The following is a 19,110-nucleotide window of genomic DNA, read 5'->3' as shown; positions in this document are numbered from 1 at the left end:
GCGAGCGGATCGAAAGGGGTGCGTTTCCATGGAATGGGTGATCCTCGGGATCGTCGTGCTGGTGGTTGTATGGCTGGTCGTCGTCTACAACCGGCTGGTCGCCCTGCGGCAGGTGACGGGCCAGTCCTGGTCCGATGTCGACGTGCAGCTCAAGCAGCGGCACGACCTGATTCCCAACCTCGTGGAGACGGTGAAGGGCTACGCGACGCACGAGAAGTCGACGCTCGACGCCGTGATCCAGGCCCGCAACTCGGCGGTCACCGCCCAGGCGCAGGGGCCGGCCGCGGCGGGCCCGGCGGAAGGCGCGCTCGGCGCCGCGCTCGGCCGGCTGTTCGCGCTGTCCGAGGCCTACCCGGACCTCAAGGCCAACCAGAACTTCATCGCCCTGCAGGGCGAACTCTCGGACATCGAGAACAAGATCGCCGCGGCGCGGCGCTTCTACAATTCGTCCGTCGCGGAATACAACGCGATGACGGAAAGCGTCCCGGCGGTCTTCTTCGCCAAGTCGATGGGCTTCCAGCAGCGCGGCTTCTTCGAACTGCCCGAGGCCGAAGCGGCCGCGGTGCAGGCCGCGCCGCAGGTCCGGTTCTAGGCCCGCCATGCAGGCCTTCGGCCTGCGGACGCATGCGTGGAACACGGCCTGGCGGTCGATGCTGCTGCTGGCCGGGTTCCCGATGCTGCTCGCCCTCACCATGCTCGGCGTCGGGCTGTTCTTCGGGTCCGAGCAGCACGACCTCGCCCGCGCCTTCCGCAACGCGCTGTCCAACCTGCCGGGGCTCTACGTCGTCGGCTGCGGCATCTCGATCATCTGGTTCGCGATCGCCTGGCAGGCGCATGACCGCATCCTCGACTGGGCGACCGGCGCGCATCCCGTGACGCGGCAGGAGGAGCCGCGGCTGTGGAACCTGCTCGAGAACCTCTGCATATCGCGCGGGATGAAGATGCCGCGCCTCGCCATCATCGAGACGCAGGCGATGAACGCCTTCGCGTCAGGGTTGTCGCGCGAGACAGGGTCGGTGACCGTCACGCGCGGCCTCATGCAGGGGCTCGACGACCGGGAGTTGCGCGCGGTGCTCGCGCATGAGCTCGCGCATATCCGCAACGGCGATGCGCGGCTTGGCCTCGTCGCCGCGGTCTTCGTCGGGATCATCTCCCTCGGCTTCGACATGATGACGCGCACGCGGCGCGTCGCGCGGCACGACCGACGCACCTCGGACGACGATGGCGGCGGCTGGCGCGTGCGCACGGATTCGCGAAACGGCGGCTTCGCCGCGCTGGTCGGCGTGCTGATCATCGCCCTTGCCTGGGGCCTCGCGGCCGTCCTGCGCATGGCGTTGTCGCGGAACCGTGAGTATCTCGCCGACGCGGGCGCCGTGGAGCTGACCTCCGACCCCGATGCGATGATCTCCGCGCTGCGGAAGGTGGAGGGCAACGCCGACATGCCCGAGGTCTCGCCCCAGGTCCGCGCCCTGTTCCTCGAGGACGCGGCCGACAACGCCCTGTCCTCCCTGATGGCGACGCATCCGCCGATCGGCGACCGCGTGGCGGCGCTGGTGCGCTATGCGGGCGGGCGCGATCCCGGCCCGCTGGCCGTCGAGGCGCCTGCGGCCGCGGATGTCCCGGCCTGGGCGCAGCAGGAGGCTTCGGACGCGACGGTCAACCTGCCGGCCGCGCAGTCGGGCGGCGCGACGCCGTGGTGGCAGGGTCCCGCGCAGCCGGGACCGCCGCCGCCGGGCGGCGGTGCGCGGTCGCCCTGGGGGCCGCGGACCTAGGCGCCGAGCAGCCGCTTCAGCTTGAGCACCGCGCTGTCCGGCGTCGTCAGCACCGGCTTGCCGGTGGCGCGTTCCACATGCTGCTTCGCGCGCGCCAGGCTGAACTGGCCGAGCGCGACGGCATCGCAATCCGCAAGATCCCGCGCGGCTTCCTCCGCGAGGCGGTCATGCGTTTCGAGATCGCCCGCATCGAGGGCGGCGAGCGCGCCCTCCGCGACCTTCGGCACCACGGTGATGCCGGGCGGGAATTCCGGCGTCATGGACGGGATCGTGCCGGGGAAGGTGACCAGCAGGCCGATGCGCGTGCCGACCTTCACCGCCTCCTCGATCATCGCCTCGTTCGGCTTGAGCACGGGCAGCGGCGCGAGGTCGCGCGCGCAGGCCTCGATCGGCGGGCCGAAGGCCGAGCAGGTGAAGAGGATGCCGTCCGCCCCGGTGCCGGCGGCGTAGCGCGCGAGCGTCAGGAAGCGCTCGGTCATCCGCGGGGTCAGCTTCCCCTCCCGCGCCAGGTCGGCGGAGAGGCTGTCGTCCAGCAGGTTCATCAGCACCTGGCCCGGCCAGAGCCGGGCAAAGGCGGCTTCGATCGGTGGCGGCGAGTGGCGGAGCGCGTGGATCAGCGCGATGCGCCTCTGGCCGCTCACCGGTTCGGCGTCCCGCAGCGGCGCAGGGGCGAGGGCATCTCGCGGCAGCCGGGGAAGGTGATCTCGTCCGGTCCGACGCGCTGGACGATCAGTTCATCCAGCCCGCCCGGGCAGCCGAAGCCGAAATCGGCCGGCAGGCGGGAGGACATGCCGCCGGGGGCCGCCGGCGTGAAGCGGAAGGAGGCCGTGTCCTCCCGCGTCGCGACCGTCTCGATCAGCCGCTGCCGGTACGACGGATCGAGCAGCGCGGTCCGCATCACCACGTCGCGGGTGAAGATCACCGTCGGTTGGCCGAGGCAACGGGCGCCCTCGGTGTCGGCGGGGGGGAAGATGCCCCCGGTCCAGGACCCGAACAGCCATTCATGCGGGGCGGGCGGGCGTTCCTGCGCCGAGGCGCCGACGGCCAGCAGCGGCGCGGCGAGGAGGAGGCAACGGGCAAGGCGTCGCATGGTTCGGGGATTCCCTCTGCAGGCGTGTCCGGCCCGGTATGGCCCCGGGTGGTGGCCCGGGGCAAGCGGGGGTCAGGCGGTGGCCGGCGCCGTCCGCGGCCCGTCGCGCACCGGCAGGTGCACCATGGCCGCGAAGGCAGCCGCCGCGATGCCGATCGACCACATGAGGTCGTAGGACCCGGTCAGGTCGTAGACGAGCCCACCCAGATAGGCGCCGGTGAAGCCGCCGACCTGGTGGCCGAGGAAGACCAGGCCGAAGATCGTCGCGAGCCAGCGCGTGCCCCAGTTCCGCGCGCAGAGCGCGACGGTGGGCGGCACGGTGGACAGCCAGAGGATCCCCATCAGGGCCGAGAACAGCATGACGGTGAAGGTGGTCTTCTCGACCATCATGAAGCCGACCATCAGCACGCCGCGCAGGGCGTAGATCGCGACCAGCAATTCCCGCCGCCGCCACTTCTGCGTCAGCTCGCCCGAGATCAGCGAACCGGCGATGTTGAACAGCCCGATCAGCGAGATCGCGCCCGCCCCGACATAAAGCGGGAGCCCGCAGGAATGCACGAAGCCGGGCAGATGCACCGTCAGGAAGGACACGTGCAGCCCGCAGACGAAGAAGCCGAAGAACAGGCACCAGAAGGAGGAATCGCGGAAGGCGCGCGACAGGACCGCGCCGGCGGATTCGTCCGCGCCTTCGGCAGCCTTCGCCGGAACGGGTGCCGGCCGGTCCGACAACGGCAGCGCCAGCGGGACCATCAGCAGCGCCGCCGCGGCCATGGCGAACAGCGCGCCCTGCCAGCCGAAGCCCGCGATGCCCATCCCCGCCAGCGGCACCACCAGGAACTGCCCCGCCGATGAGCCCGCCGTGCCGAGGCCGACGGCCCGACCGCGCTGATCCTCGGGCAGAAGCCGCGTCAGGCTCGCGATGATGGTCGGCATGCCGGCGGCCGAAACGGCCGCGCCCATCACGATGCCGGCGAAGAAGGTGAAGAGCGGCAGGCCCTCGGACAGCGCCATGCCGACGATCCCCGCCGCGTAGAGCAGCGCGCCGCCGATGATGACGATCCGTCCGCCGAAGCGGTCCGCGAGCTGCCCCATGATCGGCTGGGTGACGCCGTTCAGCAGCACCTGCAGCGCGATGGCGAAGGCGAAACCCGAGGCGGTCCAGGCATGCGCCTCGGTCATCGGGGCCAGGAACAGGCCGAAGGATTGGCGCAACCCCATGGCCAGCATCGCGCCCGCGACGGCGCAGGCCATCAGGATCCCGACAGGCAGCGCCGCGCGGGAGGCGGCGGTGGACAGGCTCATGGGAGACTCCCGACTTTGCCGGGCAGCATGTCGTCCCGGCACCGGTACGGACAAGCGCCCGGCGGCCAGGGCAGCCATGCATCGGCGCGGGCGGTTGACGGCGGAGGGGTGCCGGCCGTATCTCCCGCGCCTCCGGTGGCGGCCATAGCTCAGTTGGTAGAGCGCCAGGTTGTGGTCCTGGATGTCACGGGTTCGAGTCCCGTTGGTCGCCCCACCCTGTCCTTTCCCCTTCCTTGCGCGCTGCGCGGTTCCCGGCAGGATGGCCGGCACCGAGAGGGGGATCATCCATGCAGATATCGCTGAACGGCCGCGCCGCGCTGATCACGGGCGGGTCCAAGGGACTCGGCCTCGCCATGGCCAAGGCCTTCGCCCAGGCCGGGGGCAACGTCGCCCTGGTCGCGCGCGGGGCGGAATCCCTCGCCCAGGCCGAGGCCGAGATCCGCGAGGCGGCCCCGACCGCCAAGGTCGCCGCCATCGCCGCCGACATCCGCACCGCCCAGGGCTGCGAACAGGCCCATGCCGGCGCGGTGCGCGCGCTCGGCCAGGTGGACATCCTGGTGAACAACGCCGGCACCTCCCAGCGCGGGCCCTTCCTCGAGGTGACGGACGCGCTCTGGCAGGACGACCTGGACCTCAAGCTGTTCGCCGCGGTGCGGCTCTGCCGCCTGGCGCTGCCCGGGATGCGGGACCGCAAATGGGGCCGCATCATCAATGTGCTCAACATCGGGGCCAAGGCGCCCAAGGCGACCAGCACGCCGACCTCCGTCAGCCGCGCCGCGGGCATGGCGCTGACCAAGGCGCTCGCCAACGAATTCGCGCCCCACAACGTGCTGGTGAACGCGATGCTGGTCGGCATCATCGAAAGCGACCAGTGGGTGCGCCGTCACGCCGCGGACAAGCGCAACATCACCTGGGAGGAATGGAAGGCCGAGCAGGGCAAGCCGGTCCCCCTGGGGCGCATCGGCAAGGCGGAGGAATTCGCCGCCATGGCGCTGCTGCTGGCCTCGGACATGGGCGGCTACGTGACCGGGACGGCGATCAACGTGGACGGCGGCGCGAGCCCCGTCGTCTGACGGCACCCAACGCCGCGGTGCCGGGCCGGCCCATCGGGTCTAGGCTGGCCGGCCTGAGCGTAGGCGCGGCGCCGGGTCGCGCCCTGACCGGGAAGGGCGCGACATGCTGGAACTCCTGGCCTTCGTCTGCGGGGTGGTCCTGATCGTCTGGATGCCCATCGAGGCCGGGCGGGTCGTGCGCGGCTGGGTCCGCCCGCGGCACCGGGGCACGCCCGAGGAATTCCGACGCAATCATCGTCGGCAGCAGACGCTCTTCATCTGGCTCGGGATCGTTCTGGGCCTGGCCAATATCGCGCTGGCCCTGGTGCTGGATGAAGACCGCGCGCGCAGCGTGGTGAAGCTGGCGCTGGGCGCGGTCTGGATCGGCGTCGGGATTTCCGCCTGGTTCGCGCGACGGCGCGTCGACGCCGCGGCGCGCTGACTTCCCCTCCCGCCTGTGCTACCCGCCGCGGCGATCATGCGGAGGGACACATGGCCAAGGAACTGACGGTCGGCATCGCGGGGCTCGGGGCGATCGGGCTGCATCTCGCGCGGCAGCTCGATGCCGGCGTGCAGGGGCTGCGTCTCGCGGCCGTCAGCGCGCGGGACCTCAAGAAGGCGCAGGCGAACATCGCGGGCTTCAAGGCACCGCCGATGGTGGTCCCGAACGCCGAACTCGCCGCCTGCGACATCGTGGTCGAGGCCGCGCCGGCCGCCGCCTTCGAGGAGATCGCGTCCGCCGCCATCGAGGCCGGGAAGATCTTCGTCCCGTCTTCGGTCGGCGCGCTGCTGCCGCGGATGCACCTGGTCGAGCGCGCGAAGCAGACCGGCGCGCGCATCATCGTGCCGACCGGCGCGCTGCTCGGCCTCGATGCCGTGCGCGCGGCCGCCGAGGGCGCGGTTGAGAGCGTGACCATCGAGACGCGCAAGCCGCCACGGGGGCTCGAGGGCGCGCCCTACCTCAAGCAGCACAACATCGACGTCGGCGCGATCACGACCGCGACGCGCGTCTTCAAGGGCAATGCCTTCGACGCGGCGCAGGGCTTCCCGGCGAATGTGAACGTCGCGGCGGCGCTGGCGCTCGCCGGCATCGGGCCGGAACGCACGATGGTCGAGATCTGGGCGGATCCGGGCGTGACGCGTAACACGCACACCATCCGCGTCGAGGCCGCCGCCGCGCGCCTGACGATGACGATCGAGAACGTGCCGTCGGAGGAGAACCCGCGGACGGGGAAGATCACGCCGCTGTCGATCGTGGCATGCCTGCGGGGCCTGACGAGCACGCTGAAGGTCGGGTCGTAAGGCGGCGGGAGAAGGGGCTTCTCCCGCTCCCCGTTTGTCGAACCTGCGGTCGCGGAAGGTCCGCGCGCGACGACGTCGGAACACTCTAGAGAAGGCGGGCTCGCCTCAACCGCAACGCATTCCCCACGACGCTGACCGAAGACAGGGCCATGGCCGCCGCGGCGATCGGCGGGGACAGCAGGATGCCGAAGAACGGGTACAGCAGCCCCGCGGCAAGGGGCACGCCCGCGGCATTGTAGGCGAAGGCGAAAAACAGGTTCTCCCTGATGTTCCGCATGACCGCACGCGACAGCCGCCGCGCGCGCAGGATGCCGGTCAGGTCGCCGCCGAGGAGCGTCACACCGGCGCTCTCCATCGCGACATCGGTGCCGGTCCCCATGGCTATGCCAACTTCGGCGGCCGCGAGCGCCGGCGCGTCGTTCACCCCGTCCCCCGCCATGGCGACGCGGCGCCCCTCCGATTTCAGGCGTTCCACGATGCGCTGCTTGTCCTCGGGCAGCACTTCCGCTTCGACTTCGCCGATACCGAGGCGGTGGGCCACCGCCCGCGCCGTCGTGCGGTTGTCGCCGGTCAGCATGACGACCCGAACCCCCTCCGCCGCGAGACCCGCAAGAGCGACGGGCGTGCTCTCCTTCACCGGGTCGGCGACGGCAATGAGGCCGGCGGCCTTGCCAGCCACGGCGACGAAGAACACCGTCGCGCCTTCTCCGCGCAGCCGCTCGGCCTCGCCCGCCAGGGCCGCGGCGTCGATCCCGGCTTCCGACATCAGCCGCGCATTGCCGACAGCGACGGCCCGGCCGTCGATCATGCCCGTCACGCCGCGGCCTGTGGGGGCGTCGAACGCCTCGACCCCGGGCAGCCGCAGGCCGCGCGCCTCGGCCGCCTTCACCACCGCCTCGGCGAGCGGATGCTGGCTCGGCCGTTCGAGCCCCGCGGCAAGGCGCAGGAGGTCCGCCTCGTCCATGCCCGCCACCGGGACGATGGCGACGACCTCCGGCCGTCCGCGCGTCAGGGTCCCCGTCTTGTCCACGACCAGCGTATCGATGCGTTCGAGCCGCTCGAGCGCCTCGGCGTTCTTGATCAGCACGCCCGCCTGCGCACCGCGCCCCACCCCGACCATGATGGACATCGGCGTGGCGAGGCCGAGCGCGCAGGGGCAGGCGATGATCAGCACCGTGACCGCGGCAACGATCGCATAGGCTGCGCGCGGCTCCGGTCCCCAGGCCAGCCAGCCGACCGCGGCGAGGACCGCGATCGCCACCACGCTCGGCACGAACCAGGCCGAAACCTCGTCGGCGAGCCGCTGGATCGGCGCGCGCGACCGCTGCGCCTGCGCCACCATCCGCACGATCTGCGCGAGGACGGTGTCCTGGCCGATGCGGTCGGCGCGCATGACGAAGGCGCCCTGGCCGTTCAGCGTTCCGCCGGTGACGCGGGCACCGGCTGCCTTGGCGACCGGCACGGGCTCGCCGGTGACCATGCTCTCATCGACGTTGCTGCCACCATCCAGGACTTCGCCGTCGAGCGGCACCTTGTCGCCGGGGCGCACGCGCAACCGATCGCCCACCGCGACGGCGGCGAGCGGCACCTCCTCCTCCGCGCCGTCGTCCCGGATGCGGCGTGCCACCGGCGGTGCCAGGTCGAGCAGCGCGCGGATGGCGCCGCCGGTCCGCTCCCGCGCGCGCAACTCGAGCACCTGTCCCAGCAGGACCAGGACGACGATCACCGCGGCGGCCTCGAAATAGACGGCGACGGAGCCATCCGCGCCGCGGAAGGTCGGCGGGAAGACCTGCGGCGCCGCCGTCGCGACGACGCTGAACACCCAGGCCACGCCCGTGCCGAGCGCGATGAGCGTGAACATGTTGAGGCTGCGGGTGACGACCGAGCGCCAGCCCCGGGCGAAGAACGGCCATCCCGCCCAGAGCACGACGGGTGTGGCGAGCAGCAGTTGCAGCCAGTTCGATGCGCCGCGCTCCAGCAGGTGATCGAGGCCGAGCAGATGCCCACCCATCTCGAGCACCACCACGGGCAGGGTCAGCGCGAGGCCGATCCAGAACCGTCGCGTGAAGTCGCGCAACTCCGGGTTCGGCGCCTCGTCGCCCGTCGCCACTTCGGGCTCCAGCGCCATGCCGCAGATCGGGCAGTTGCCCGGCCCGGCCTGCCGGATCTGCGGGTGCATCGGGCAGGTGTAGATCGTGCCGGGTGCCACGGCGTCGGCCTTCAGCGGCGTCGCTGCGCCGTGCACGTAACGGTCCGGTCCGGCGACGAACTTCGCGCGGCATCCGGCCGAGCAGAAATGATAGGCGTGGCCCGCATGTTCCGCGTGGTGCGGCGTGGCGCGGGCATCCACCTCCATGCCGCACACCGGGTCCTTCACCATCGAGGGTGCCGGAACTGCCGGCTGGTGGTGGTGGCCGTGATGGGCGTTGGCCGGCTCATCGCTCATGGCGGCTGCTCTCCAATCCGGGGTCTGCGGCACTCATCCGCCGTGGCGATGCCCGCGATGCATCAGCAGATGCATCAGCGGGCAGGCGAGCAGTACCAGGTAGGGCAGCGCGCCGAGTACGTGCCCGAAATCTTCCCGCAGCACATGGAAGATGCCAAGCAGCGCGATGCCGATCGCCGTGGCGCCGGTGGCCGTTCGCCACCACGATACCTGCGTGCGCCCATTCATCGCGTCGCCTCAGGGCATGCCCATGCGCATGCCGCGGAGATGCTCGCCCATCAGCTCGTCGGCGGTGCGCTTCTGCTCGTCGTTCAGCGCCGCATAGAGTGGTGCGAGGGCCATGGAGACCGCGCGCATCGCGTCGAGCTCGGCCGAACGCAGGGCGATGCGCCGCTCCAGCAGCTGCGGTGCCGTGGCGGGCTGGTCGGCACCCTGCATCGCCCGCGCGAAGGTCTCGCGCAGCCGCTGCGCCTGCGCGCGCACGGCCTCGGCGAAGGCATTCCATTGCGGCATCTGGGCGTCCGTGATCCGCAGCTCCGCCCGCAGGAAGGCGAGGGATCCCTCGATGCGATGGAAGGGCGCCATTCCGCCGCGGTGCATGCCCTCCATGCCTGGCATGCCGGCGCCCATGGGCCCCGCCTGGCCGCCCGCACGGCCGAGCATCATGGGCATCGTCTGGGCCGGGCCGCCCTGCATCATCATGCCGCCCGGGCGTCCCACGGCGGGCGCAGCAGGCGCGGCCGGCGCGGATGGCGGCGAGGCCTGCGCGGTCTGCTCGCCGCCGGGATGATGCGCCGCGTGGTCGTCGCTGTCCTGGCCCGGCGCCTGGGCGAAGGCCCCGCCGGCCATCGACAGGGCCAGGGCCAGTGCGGCGCCGCCGATGGTGGAGCGATGCTGGGTGCTCATTCTGTCCTCCGGTTCCTCGAACCTGCCGTGCCCGGGCCGTGGCGACGGGCGTCAGGCGGCTGGCCGCCGCGTCCGCGGGAGATCATGCGCTCGGCCGTCCTGCGGCAGCGTCAGCGGCTGATGACAAAGTGTGTCGGGGTGGAGGCGGCGCCGGCGGCGGCGCCGTAGTATGCCGCATGACCCGCACCGGCATCCTGCTCGCGCTGGCCTCCGCTGTCCTCTTCGGCGCCAGCACACCCTTCGCGAAGCTCCTGCTCGGCACCGTGGATCCGTGGATGATGGCCGCGCTGCTGTACCTCGCCTCCGGCATCGGCCTCGCGGTCGTCCATGGATCGCGCACTCTGCTCCGCATCCCGGCGGCGGAAGCCCCGCTCCGGCGCGCCGACGTACCGTGGATGGCCCTCGTGATCCTGTCGGGCGGCATCGGCGGTCCGGTTCTCCTGATGCTCGGCCTCAGTCAGACCGATGCTGCCAGCGCATCGCTGCTTCTCAACCTTGAAGGGCTGGCAACCATGGGCATCGCCTGGCTGGCATTCCGCGAGAACGTCGATCGGCGACTGCTGATCGGTGCGTTCGCGATCCTTGCGGGGGCGGTTGTTCTGTCCTGGCAGGGGGGTGCCACGCTTGACGCCGGCGCTGCGCTGATCGCCGCGGCGTGCCTCTGCTGGGGGATCGACAACAACCTGACGCGCAAGCTGTCCTCGGCCGACCCGGTGCAGATCGCCATGGTCAAGGGGTTGGTCGCCGGCGTGGTGAACCTCATCCTGGCCCTCATCGGCGGCGCTGCCCTGCCGCCCCCGGGGGTCCTCGCCTCGGCCGGTATCGTCGGCTTTCTCGGCTATGGGGTGAGCATCGCGCTCTTCGTGTTGGCGCTGCGCCACCTGGGCACGGCGCGCACCGGGGCGTACTTCTCGCTCGCACCCTTTGTCGGCGCGGCGCTGGCCGTCGTCATGCTGGGCGAACCGCTCTCCGGGCGCCTGCTGTTGGCCGGCGTGCTGATGGGCATCGGCCTCTGGCTGCACCTGTCGGAGCGCCACGACCACCTCCATACGCACGACGCCATGGAGCACGAGCACCGGCATCGCCACGACGAGCACCATCGGCACGTCCACGGCCCGGACGATCCACCCGGCGAGCCGCACACGCACTGGCATCGGCATGAGCCCATGACCCATCGGCACGCCCACTACCCGGATCTGCACCACCGGCACGGGCACGATGCGGGGCAGGCACGCGGCTGACGCCGGATCGCCCGCCTTGCGGTGGGCGGCCGTGTGGCACCGGGCCGTCAGGCGGGCTCGGAGCCTCGGAAGCGCATGAAGGTTCGATGCGCCCCTTCGCCGAAGGCGATCACCTCATAGGCGTCCGGCGGCTGGCCCGGTATCTCCATCCCGGGCGTGCCGACCGGCATGGCCGGCACGGCGATGCCACGGACCCCCGGCGGCCGCGTCGCCAGCAGGCGGCGCAGCGCGACGGCGGGCACATGCCCTTCGAGCACGAAGCCCGCCACCCGGGCCGCGTGGCAGGAAAGCAGGTCGGGTGGCGTGCCGAGCATGCGACGGGCGGGCGCGACCGAGCCGACCACATTGTCCTGCACCGCAAAGCCTTCCTGCCGCATATGGTTGACCCAGCCGCCACAGCAGCCGCAGGTCGCATCGCGCCAGACCTCGATCCGGCGCCCTTCGCCGGCCTTCGCCGCGGGCGTCAGGAACAGGCCCCCTGCACCCGCCAGCAGCAGCATCCTGCGAGAACGCATCCCTGTACTCCCTCCTTGCATCACGATGGCGACCGCGGGAGCCGCACCACCGCCGCCAAACCGCCCGTCGTTCGGGTCTCCAGGGTCAGCGTCCCGCCCTGCTGCTCCACCGCGCGCCGCGCGATCGTCAGACCCAGCCCCGATCCGCCGGTGCCACGGTTGCGGGAGGCCTCGAGCCGCCGGAACGGCTCGAAGACAGCCTCCATCTGATCCGCCGGGATCCCGGGCCCGTCGTCGTCGACGCGGACGACCAGGCCGGGGCCGTCTTCCTCCACGGTGACCCGTGCTCCGCCCCCGTACTTCACCGCATTGTCGATGAGGTTGGCGAAGGCGCGCTTCAGCGTGACCGGACGGCAGAGCAGGCGCGCCTGCGGAGGGGCCTGCAGCGTCACGGCCGCCCCCGCATCGGCTGCCGCATCGCACAACGTCCCGAGCATCGTCACGAGGTCCGCCTGGCGCCGCTCCTCCGTCTCGGCCTCGCCGCGGAGATAGGCGAGCGTCGCCGTGATCATCGCCTCCATCTCATCGAGGTCGGCATCGATGGCGCGTGCGACCTCGGCGTCCTCGACGAAGCCGGCGCGGAGGCGCAGTCGCGCGATCGGCGTGCGAAGGTCGTGGCTGACGGCGGCCAGCGCCTGGGTGCGATCGGCGATGAGGCGTTCGATGCGGGCCTGCATGCGATTGAAGGCCTGGGCGGCGTGACGGACCTCTTGCGGGCCGTCCTCCGCCACCCTCGCGGTCTGTCCCGGTTCGCCGATCCGGTCCGCCGCGCTGGACAACGCCCTCAAAGGTCGCCCGATCAGACGCACGACGATCAGGCCCAGCAGCAGGATGCCGGCCGCCATGGCGGTCGTGGAAGCGAGGGTCGCGTGCTCCGGGACCGCAGGCCTGAACAGCGCGGCCGAGAAGTTCAACCAGCTGTCATCGGGCAAGGGCAAGGCGCCGAGCAGCGCGTGCGGCGCGCTTCCGCTGTCCCCGGCGGCATAGCCAAGCCGCAGCCCCACCGTGTCGAGTTCGGGCACCAGTTCGCCCAGGCGGGCACGCACGGCCTCGATACGCGGGCTGGTTTCGTTTGCCAGGCCGACCGTCGGCGCCGGGGTCCAATGCAGGTCGAGGCTCGCGGAAGAGAGCGCATGGGCCATCCGGTCGCGCTCCTCCGCGGGCAGGGCCGCGATGCTGCGCTTGGCCGCGGCGAGGCGTTCCGCCAGCTGCTCCTCGCGCGTGCTGCCGAGCGTCGCCTCGGTGCCGATCTGGTGGAGCCACAGGCTCCCGAGGTGGAACACGATCAGGCCGACAAAGAGCACGACCATGATGCGCCCGCCGAGCGTGTCGGGGATGAGGCGCGACAGCCGCGTCACGTGGCGCGCTTCACGGCCGGCACCAGCATGTAGCCGGCGCCGCGGATCGTCTTGATGATCGGCGGACCGTCCTCGGTCGGCTCGAGCTTGCGGCGCAGCCGGCTGACCATCACGTCGACCGCGCGCTCCGTGCCGTTGAACGCCATCCGGTTGCGCGCCAGATCGAGCAGTTGCTCGCGACTGAGGACACGTTGCGGATGCTCGCAGAAGGCCAGCAGCATGTCGTACTCGCCGCCGGACAGATCGATCACGGTGCCGTCCGGCGCCGCCAGTTCCCGCCGGCGCGTGTCCAGCGTCCAGCCGGCGAAGACCAGGCGCTCGCCTGCCGTGCCGGCCACGGGCTGCCCGGCCTCGCCGCGCGACCGGCGCAGCAGGGCGCGCACGCGGGCGAGCAGCTCCGCCCGCCCGAAGGGCTTCGGGATGTAGTCGTCCGCCCCGAGTTCCAGGCCGAGGACGCGGTCCGTCTCCTCCCCGCGCGCGGTGACCATGATGATCGGCACGCCGGATTTCCCGCGCAGGGCCCTGCAGAGGTCGAGGCCCGACTGGCCCGGCAGCATCACGTCGAGCAGGACGAGATCGACCGGGCTGCCGGCGAGGGTGTCCCACATCTCCCGCCCGTCCCGCGCGCCCGTGACGCGGAAGCCGTTCTGGCGCAGGAACTTCGCGATCAGGGTGCGCATCTCCCCGTCATCCTCGACGACGAGGATGTGGGCTTCCGGATCGAGCAGGGAGCCGGGCTTCCCGCTCGTGTCGCCGTCCTGGTCCTTCATGGCGGCTGCCATGGTCGCGCGATGCCTATGCCGGGTCGAGCGGCGTGAAGCGCGCCTGCGTCGTCCGCTGGCCCGGCAGGGTCAATGTCACCACGGCCCTGATGCCGCGCGCCTCGGCGAGATCGCCCGTGCCTTGCAGGAGATTGCCTTCCTTCGGGGTCAGGGGGACCGTGGCTTGCCGGCCGTTCGCCAGAAGGACGGCCTGGGCCGTCGCGCCGGCGACGGGCACCGGCCGGTCGTTGTGGTCGAAGACGAAGACCAGGATGTCGTTGCCGCGCAGGACGAGCTCCGCGTGATAGGAGCCGATGTCCTGCACCTGCCCGCCATTGGGGCCGCGCGAACCTGAGGGCAGATGGGCGAGCGCGCGGCCCGGAATGAGCGGCAGGGCGGCGAGGATCAGGCGGCGGGTCGGCATGGTTGTCTCCGTCATGGTCAATAGGCCTCGGCCAGGCGCGTCCCGGCCTGGTGTGCGCGCAGGCGTTCCAGCGCCGGGCGCCCGAAGCGGTGGAACAGCAGCGGCGTCAGGAAGGTGTCGAGCAGGGTCGCGGTGACGAGCCCGCCGAAGATGGTGATGGCGACGGGGTGTAGGATCTCCTTGCCCGGCTCTCCGGCGCCGATCATCAGCGGCACCAGTGCGAAACCGGCGGACAGCGCCGTCATCAGCACCGGGGTCAGTCGCTCCAGGCTGCCGCGGACGACGAGGCCGAGGCCCCACGGCTCGCCTTCGAGCAGCGCCAGGTTCAGGTAGTGGCTGACCTTGAGGATGCCGTTGCGCGTCGCGATGCCGGCCAGCGTGATGAAGCCGATCATCGATGCGACGGACAGCGGCTGGCCCGCGATCCACAGCGCGGCGATGGCACCGACGAGCGCGAGCGGCACATTGCCCATGATGATGACGGCGAGCACCGCCGACCGGTAGCGGGCATAGAGCACGAGGAAGATCATCGACAGCGAGACGAGCGACAGGCCGGCGATCAGCCGCGAGGCCTCCTCCTGCGCCTGGAAGGTGCCCTCCAGCGCGAGGAAGGTGCCAGGCGGCAGGTCGGCCGCCGCCATCTCGGCCCGCACGCGCGCGACGATCTCCGCCATGTCCGAGCCGTCGGTATTGGCCAGGACGACGATCCGCCGGCGGCCATTCTCCCGCTGGATCTGGTTGGGGCCATCGGTGTCGCGAAGCTCCGCCAGCAGCGACAGCGGCACGCGCCCGGCGGGCGTCTCGATCATGACGGCGGCGAGGCCGGCGCCGGTCCGGTCCGCGTCGGCCAGGCGCAGCACCACCTCGAAGCGACGGGAGCGGTCCACGACCTCGCTCACCACCTGGCCGCCGGACAGGCTGCGCAGCACTTCGGCCACATGGGCCACCGAGACGCCGTAGAGCGCCGCCCGGTCATGGTCCACGACCACCTGCAGCTGCGGCACGCGCACCTGGCGTTCCACCTGCAGGTCCGTGAGGCCGGGGATCGAGGCGAGGCGCGCACGCATCCGGTCGGCCATGGCGCGCAGCGCGTCGAGGTCGTCGCCGTAGATCTTCAGCGCGAGTTCGGCTCGCACGCCGGAGAGCATGTGATCGAGCCGGTGGCCGATCGGCTGGCCGACATTGACGCTGCCCGGCAGCATGCCGAGGCGCGCGCGGATGTCGGCGGCGACCTCCTGCTTGCCGCGCGCGGACGGGGCGAGGGAGACGTCGATCTCGGCGGAATGGACGCCTTCGGCGTGCTCGTCCAGTTCGGCGCGGCCGGTGCGGCGACCGACGGTGCGGACCTCCGGGACCTGCAGGATCAGGTTCTCCGCGGCACGCCCGAGCCGATCCGCCTCCGCGAGGCTGATGCCGGGCTGGAACTGCAGGCTGATGGCAAGCGTCCCTTCGTTGAAGGGCGGCAGGAAAGCGCGAGGCAGGAAAGGCACGGTCGCCACCGCGCCGAGCACCGACGCACCGGCGAGCAGATAGACCAGCCGCGTCCGCGCGAAGGCCCAGAGCAGCGCCCGCTCATTCCACGCCTTCAGTCGCCGCACGAGCCAGCTGTCGCCGTGTTCCATGCGCTTCATCCGCGGCAGCAGCCAGGAGCAGAGCACCGGCGTGACGGTGATCGCGACCAGCAGCGACGCGAGGATGGAGACGATGTAGGCGACGCCGAGCGGGGCGAAGAGCCGGCCCTCGATGCCCGAGAGCGCGAACAGGGGGACGAAGACCAGCACCACGATCATCGTCGCGTAGACGATGCCCGAACGCACCTCCTGGCTCGCCCGCGCGATCACCAGCAGCACCGGCTGCGGGTCGGGGCGCTGACGGTTCTCGCGCAGGCGGCGATAGACGTTCTCCACGTCCACCACCGCATCGTCGACCAGTTCGCCGATCGCGATGGCCAGCCCGCCCAGCGTCATGGTGTTGATCGACAGGCCGAGCACCTGGAAGGCAACGACGGTCACCAGGACCGAGAGCGGGATGGCGGTCAGCGAAATGATGGTGGTCCGACCGTTCAGGAGGAACAGGAACAGCACCAGAGCCACCACCGCGACGGCCTCGAGCAGCACGCGCTCGACATTGCCGATGGACGCCTGGATGAAATCCGCCTGGCGGAACTGGACGTGGTCGGCGGACACGCCTGCCGGCATCGATCGCTGGAGTTCGGCAAGCGCCGCCTCGACCTGGCGCGTCAGCCTGACCGTATCCGCCGCCGGCTGCTTCTGGATGGAAAGGATGACGGCGGGGCGGCCCATGCTGCCGGCATCACCGCGCTTGAGGCGTGCGGCGTAATCCACTGTCGCGACCTGGCGCAGCAGGATCGGCTGTCCGGCGCGCCACGCGACGGGAGCATTGGCGAGATCCTCGAGCCTGGCCGTGCGGCCGAGGTTGCGGATCATGTACTCGCGGCCGGCCTGGTCCACGAAGCCGCCGCCGGTGTTGGTGCCGAACTGCCGCAAGGCCAGGACAAGCTGGTCCTGAGTGACGTCCAGCGCGTTCATGCGGACGAGGTCGGGCGTCACGCGGAACTGTCGGACCTCGCCGCCGATGGGTATGACCTGGGAGACGCCGGGGATCGTCAACAGGCGCGGGCGCACGACCCAGTCGGCCAGCTCGCGGAGCTCCATGGGGTTGGCGCGACCGTTGGAGGACATTGCCACCAGCATGATCTCCCCCATGATGGAGGAGACCGGCGCCATCTGCGGCTGCACGCCCGCAGGCAGTTGCGCCCGGACGAGGGAAAGCCGTTCGGCCACCTGCTGACGGTTGATCCAGATGTCGGTGCCCCAGTCGAATTCGACATAGACGATGGACAGGCCGACGCCCGAGACGGAGCGCACCCGCGCCACGCCGGGCATGCCATTCATCGCGGTTTCGATCGGGAAGGTGACCAGGAGCTCGACCTCCTCCGGCGCCAGGCCTTCCGCTTCCGTCATGAGCGTTACGACGGGACGGTTGAGGTCCGGGAAGACGTCGACCGGCAGGCGCTGCAGGGCGAGGGCGCCGTACACCATGAGCGCGATCGCCGCGGCGAGGACGAAGAGCCTGTTCCGCAGGCTCGCGGACACGATCAGGTTGAACACGGGGTCAGCGCACCTGCGAGACGAGGCCCGCGGCCTCCGTCACCACGCGCATGCCCGGCTCCAGCCCGGCGGTGACCAGCACGCGGCGGCCGTCGAGCGGCTGGACGCGCACCGGCCGCGGCACGAAGCGCTCGGCGCCGGGCATCTCGAAGACGATGGGCGGGCCCTCGGCGCTGCGCACCACGGCCTCGGCGGGCAGCACGATGCCGGCGAGGCGCCGGGGCGTCTGCACGGAGACGGTCACCGGCTGGCCGACGACGAGCCCCGCAGGCACCTCCTCGAGGCGGAACTGCAGCGGCAGGGCCTGCTGGCGCAGCGCGAGGCCGCGGCCGACGAAGGCCAGGCGCAATGCCTGGCCGCTCGCGGTGACCGCGGTGGCGCCGGCGATCTCCGTGACCGCCGCGGGGTCGAAGGCGATGGCCTCCACCCAGAGGCGCGCGGGGTCGACGATGTCGAAGAGCGGCTCGCGGGCGTCGACGACCTGGCCGGCGGCCACGCGCACCACGCTGATCACGCCGGAGGCCGGGGCGAGGATGGGCTCGCGCCCGACGACGGCCGGCAGGTTCGCGGCGCGCCGCTGGCGCAGGCCTTCGAGCTCCGCCCGCGCGTCGCTGATCTCCCGCGCCGCGACCGTGGATGCGATGGCCGTGAGGCGGCGCAGGCGCGCCTCGGTGATGACGATCTGCGCCTCGATGTCGGCGATGCTCGCGCGCACGCCGGCGCGGTCCTGGGCGGCGATGACGGGAACGGCGTAGGCGAGGCGTTGGCCGCGCGCGACCTGCTGGCCGATCACGGGGAAGCCGTCCTCGGGCGCTTCGATCCGGCTCGCCTCGGCAGACTGGACGCGGCCGGAAGCGTTGGGGTCGGCGATGACCTGGCCGACGAGTTGCAGGGAAACCGCGGCCTCGCTCCGCTCCGCGGCCACGGCGCGCAGGCCGAGAAGGTGCTGCGTCGGCTTGGGGACGAAGACGCTGCCATCCGGCTGGCGGCGCGGTGCATCGATCGGCTGGGCCTGCGCCAGCACCGGGAGGAGCAGCAGCGCGGCCAGCGCCGTCGTCCGTGCCGCCGCGCGGTCCGGTCGCAGGGAGCGAACGATGTCGCCCGCCCCCGGCAGAGGGTTGGAGACGGCCTGCGGCGGCAGTTGTCTCGGCGCCGTCACGCGGCCGATCGCGGCGCCGAGGAGGAGAAGCAGGAGGCCGGCTGTCCAGGCGAGCGGGTTCCTTGCGACGGCGCGCCACTCCGGCGCAGCCGGGGTGGCAACGCCGGCCGCCGCCGGGGCCGGCAGCTCCAGCGTGGCCGGAAGCAGGTCCATCTCGGCCCCGGCCGTCACGGTGAAAAGGAGGTTGCGGCGTCCCGCCTGCGTCAGTGCCGGGTGGCGGGCGACGTGGCTGTAGGATCCGTCGGCCGCGACATCTGCCGGGTCGCCGTCGACGGTGAGGGCGATGGTCGCACCCGGCACCGGCTCTGCCGTCGGGAAGCGGTCGAGATGGATGCGGAGGCGTCCGTCGGGTGCGAGGATCGCTACCACCTCGAAGAGGTCGGAGTGGGTCTCGGTGCGTGGTGCGGCCGCGGCGGGCGGGGATGAAGCGGCGCCGTGGTCGTGGCCTTCGTGCGCGGCCACCGGCGCGAACCGGCCGGTGGCCGCCAGGACGGTCAGCGACGCAAGCAGCATTGCCAGCATATGGAAAGGGCGGCGCACCCGTGTCTCCCCTCAACGCGAGAGGAGTGGTCTGCCGGGGTCGGACGTCAGGTGCGTTTCCTGATCGTGACAAAGCATTGCGGGCCGCCAGCTGCGGCGGGCGTTGTCGCG

At 71.7% G+C, this 19,110-nt stretch carries 18 protein-coding genes and 1 tRNA gene; 7 read left to right on the top strand and 12 right to left on the bottom strand.

Annotated elements, in window-relative coordinates:
* The first annotated feature begins 28 nt into the window (after window positions 1-28).
* Window positions 29-592: a LemA family protein gene (locus tag GWK16_RS01580; protein ID WP_170052216.1), complete on the top strand. Its 564-nt coding sequence runs from the start codon at window positions 29-31 to the stop codon at window positions 590-592.
* A gap of 7 nt (window positions 593-599) precedes the next feature.
* Window positions 600-1,772: a M48 family metallopeptidase gene (locus GWK16_RS01575; protein ID WP_170052215.1), complete on the top strand. Its 1,173-nt coding sequence runs from the start codon at window positions 600-602 to the stop codon at window positions 1,770-1,772.
* Here GWK16_RS01575 and GWK16_RS01570 read toward each other — a convergent pair.
* The 3 genes from GWK16_RS01570 to GWK16_RS01560 all read right to left on the bottom strand — a co-directional run bounded on the left by GWK16_RS01570 (window position 1,769) and on the right by GWK16_RS01560 (window position 4,164).
* On the bottom strand, window positions 1,769-2,413 hold the full coding sequence (locus GWK16_RS01570) for an aspartate/glutamate racemase family protein (protein WP_170052214.1): 645 nt from the start codon (window positions 2,411-2,413) through the stop codon (window positions 1,769-1,771). The genes GWK16_RS01575 and GWK16_RS01570 overlap by 4 nt on opposite strands.
* Window positions 2,410-2,862 carry a hypothetical protein gene (locus GWK16_RS01565; protein ID WP_170052213.1) on the bottom strand — a complete coding sequence of 151 codons (453 nt, stop codon included), beginning with the start codon at window positions 2,860-2,862 and terminating at the stop codon, window positions 2,410-2,412. The genes GWK16_RS01570 and GWK16_RS01565 overlap by 4 nt, the downstream gene beginning before the upstream one ends.
* A gap of 72 nt (window positions 2,863-2,934) precedes the next feature.
* Window positions 2,935-4,164, bottom strand: coding sequence for an MFS transporter (locus tag GWK16_RS01560; protein WP_170052212.1), 1,230 nt, complete (start codon window positions 4,162-4,164; stop codon window positions 2,935-2,937).
* A gap of 138 nt (window positions 4,165-4,302) precedes the next feature.
* Here GWK16_RS01560 and GWK16_RS01555 point away from each other — a divergent pair.
* The 4 genes from GWK16_RS01555 to GWK16_RS01540 all read left to right on the top strand — a co-directional run bounded on the left by GWK16_RS01555 (window position 4,303) and on the right by GWK16_RS01540 (window position 6,518).
* Window positions 4,303-4,378 (top strand) — tRNA-His (locus GWK16_RS01555).
* A gap of 73 nt (window positions 4,379-4,451) precedes the next feature.
* Window positions 4,452-5,237, top strand: coding sequence for an SDR family NAD(P)-dependent oxidoreductase (locus GWK16_RS01550; protein ID WP_170052211.1), 786 nt, complete (start codon window positions 4,452-4,454; stop codon window positions 5,235-5,237).
* A gap of 103 nt (window positions 5,238-5,340) precedes the next feature.
* Window positions 5,341-5,658: a hypothetical protein gene (locus GWK16_RS01545; protein WP_170052210.1), complete on the top strand. Its 318-nt coding sequence runs from the start codon at window positions 5,341-5,343 to the stop codon at window positions 5,656-5,658.
* Between the two features lie 50 nt (window positions 5,659-5,708).
* Window positions 5,709-6,518: an aspartate dehydrogenase gene (locus tag GWK16_RS01540; RefSeq protein WP_170052209.1), complete on the top strand. Its 810-nt coding sequence runs from the start codon at window positions 5,709-5,711 to the stop codon at window positions 6,516-6,518.
* 85 nt (window positions 6,519-6,603) lie between these two features.
* Here the strand turns inward: GWK16_RS01540 and GWK16_RS01535 are convergent, their stop codons facing one another.
* From GWK16_RS01535 to GWK16_RS01525, 3 genes are read right to left on the bottom strand one after another with little or no spacing between them, the layout of a single operon-like run.
* A complete protein-coding gene (locus tag GWK16_RS01535) occupies window positions 6,604-8,964 on the bottom strand; it encodes a heavy metal translocating P-type ATPase (protein ID WP_170052208.1) in 2,361 nt (786 codons plus the stop codon).
* A gap of 33 nt (window positions 8,965-8,997) precedes the next feature.
* The gene (locus tag GWK16_RS01530) at window positions 8,998-9,192 is read right to left on the bottom strand and encodes a DUF2933 domain-containing protein (RefSeq protein ID WP_170052207.1); all 195 of its coding nucleotides are present in this window, start codon (window positions 9,190-9,192) and stop codon (window positions 8,998-9,000) included.
* A gap of 9 nt (window positions 9,193-9,201) precedes the next feature.
* A complete protein-coding gene (locus GWK16_RS01525) occupies window positions 9,202-9,870 on the bottom strand; it encodes a Spy/CpxP family protein refolding chaperone (RefSeq protein ID WP_170052206.1) in 669 nt (222 codons plus the stop codon).
* A 176-nt stretch (window positions 9,871-10,046) separates the two neighbouring features.
* On the opposite strand from GWK16_RS01525, the gene GWK16_RS01520 reads away from it, so the two are divergent.
* Window positions 10,047-11,111: a DMT family transporter gene (locus GWK16_RS01520; RefSeq protein WP_170052205.1), complete on the top strand. Its 1,065-nt coding sequence runs from the start codon at window positions 10,047-10,049 to the stop codon at window positions 11,109-11,111.
* Window positions 11,112-11,158: 47 nt separating this feature from the next.
* Here GWK16_RS01520 and GWK16_RS01515 read toward each other — a convergent pair whose 3' ends face one another.
* Genes GWK16_RS01515 through GWK16_RS01490 form a run of 6 tightly spaced genes read right to left on the bottom strand, consistent with a single transcriptional unit; the run spans window position 11,159 to window position 18,999 of the window.
* Entirely contained in the window at window positions 11,159-11,626 is a 468-nt protein-coding gene (locus GWK16_RS01515; RefSeq protein ID WP_170052204.1) for a DUF411 domain-containing protein, read from the bottom strand.
* Window positions 11,627-11,646: 20 nt separating this feature from the next.
* On the bottom strand, window positions 11,647-12,984 hold the full coding sequence (locus GWK16_RS01510) for an ATP-binding protein (protein ID WP_338144368.1): 1,338 nt from the start codon (window positions 12,982-12,984) through the stop codon (window positions 11,647-11,649).
* Complete coding sequence (locus tag GWK16_RS01505; protein ID WP_408903899.1) at window positions 12,981-13,766, bottom strand: response regulator transcription factor; 786 nt, start codon at window positions 13,764-13,766, stop codon at window positions 12,981-12,983. Before GWK16_RS01505 ends, GWK16_RS01510 begins: the two co-directional genes overlap by 4 nt.
* A 13-nt stretch (window positions 13,767-13,779) precedes the next feature.
* On the bottom strand, window positions 13,780-14,169 hold the full coding sequence (locus GWK16_RS01500; protein WP_170052203.1) for a hypothetical protein: 390 nt from the start codon (window positions 14,167-14,169) through the stop codon (window positions 13,780-13,782).
* A 17-nt stretch (window positions 14,170-14,186) separates the two neighbouring features.
* Window positions 14,187-17,300, bottom strand: coding sequence for an efflux RND transporter permease subunit (locus GWK16_RS01495; RefSeq protein WP_170052202.1), 3,114 nt, complete (start codon window positions 17,298-17,300; stop codon window positions 14,187-14,189).
* 4 nt (window positions 17,301-17,304) lie between these two features.
* Window positions 17,305-18,999 (bottom strand): HlyD family efflux transporter periplasmic adaptor subunit, encoded by a 1,695-nt coding sequence (locus tag GWK16_RS01490; RefSeq protein ID WP_170052201.1) that lies wholly within the window; start codon window positions 18,997-18,999, stop codon window positions 17,305-17,307.
* Between the last annotated feature and the right edge of the window lie 111 nt (window positions 19,000-19,110).

The organism is Neoroseomonas marina (assembly GCF_012927745.1).
GTDB classification, from domain to species: domain Bacteria; phylum Pseudomonadota; class Alphaproteobacteria; order Acetobacterales; family Acetobacteraceae; genus Neoroseomonas; species Neoroseomonas marina.
This window is presented reverse-complemented; position numbering and strand designations above follow the sequence as displayed.

Bases quoted from the DNA above. Each gene is read 5' to 3' on its own strand.
- GWK16_RS01580 (WP_170052216.1), top strand. From the start codon at position 29: ATGGAATGGGTGATCCTCGGGATCGTCGTGCTGGTGGTTGTATGGCTG.
- GWK16_RS01575 (WP_170052215.1), top strand. From the start codon at position 600: ATGCAGGCCTTCGGCCTGCGGACGCATGCGTGGAACACGGCCTGGCGG.
- GWK16_RS01565 (WP_170052213.1), bottom strand. From the start codon at position 2,862: ATGCGACGCCTTGCCCGTTGCCTCCTCCTCGCCGCGCCGCTGCTGGCC.
- GWK16_RS01560 (WP_170052212.1), bottom strand. From the start codon at position 4,164: ATGAGCCTGTCCACCGCCGCCTCCCGCGCGGCGCTGCCTGTCGGGATC.
- GWK16_RS01550 (WP_170052211.1), top strand. From the start codon at position 4,452: ATGCAGATATCGCTGAACGGCCGCGCCGCGCTGATCACGGGCGGGTCC.
- GWK16_RS01545 (WP_170052210.1), top strand. From the start codon at position 5,341: ATGCTGGAACTCCTGGCCTTCGTCTGCGGGGTGGTCCTGATCGTCTGG.
- GWK16_RS01540 (WP_170052209.1), top strand. From the start codon at position 5,709: ATGGCCAAGGAACTGACGGTCGGCATCGCGGGGCTCGGGGCGATCGGG.
- GWK16_RS01535 (WP_170052208.1), bottom strand. From the start codon at position 8,964: ATGAGCGATGAGCCGGCCAACGCCCATCACGGCCACCACCACCAGCCG.
- GWK16_RS01530 (WP_170052207.1), bottom strand. From the start codon at position 9,192: ATGAATGGGCGCACGCAGGTATCGTGGTGGCGAACGGCCACCGGCGCC.
- GWK16_RS01525 (WP_170052206.1), bottom strand. From the start codon at position 9,870: ATGAGCACCCAGCATCGCTCCACCATCGGCGGCGCCGCACTGGCCCTG.
- GWK16_RS01520 (WP_170052205.1), top strand. From the start codon at position 10,047: ATGACCCGCACCGGCATCCTGCTCGCGCTGGCCTCCGCTGTCCTCTTC.
- GWK16_RS01515 (WP_170052204.1), bottom strand. From the start codon at position 11,626: ATGCGTTCTCGCAGGATGCTGCTGCTGGCGGGTGCAGGGGGCCTGTTC.
- GWK16_RS01505 (WP_408903899.1), bottom strand. From the start codon at position 13,766: ATGGCAGCCGCCATGAAGGACCAGGACGGCGACACGAGCGGGAAGCCC.
- GWK16_RS01500 (WP_170052203.1), bottom strand. From the start codon at position 14,169: ATGCCGACCCGCCGCCTGATCCTCGCCGCCCTGCCGCTCATTCCGGGC.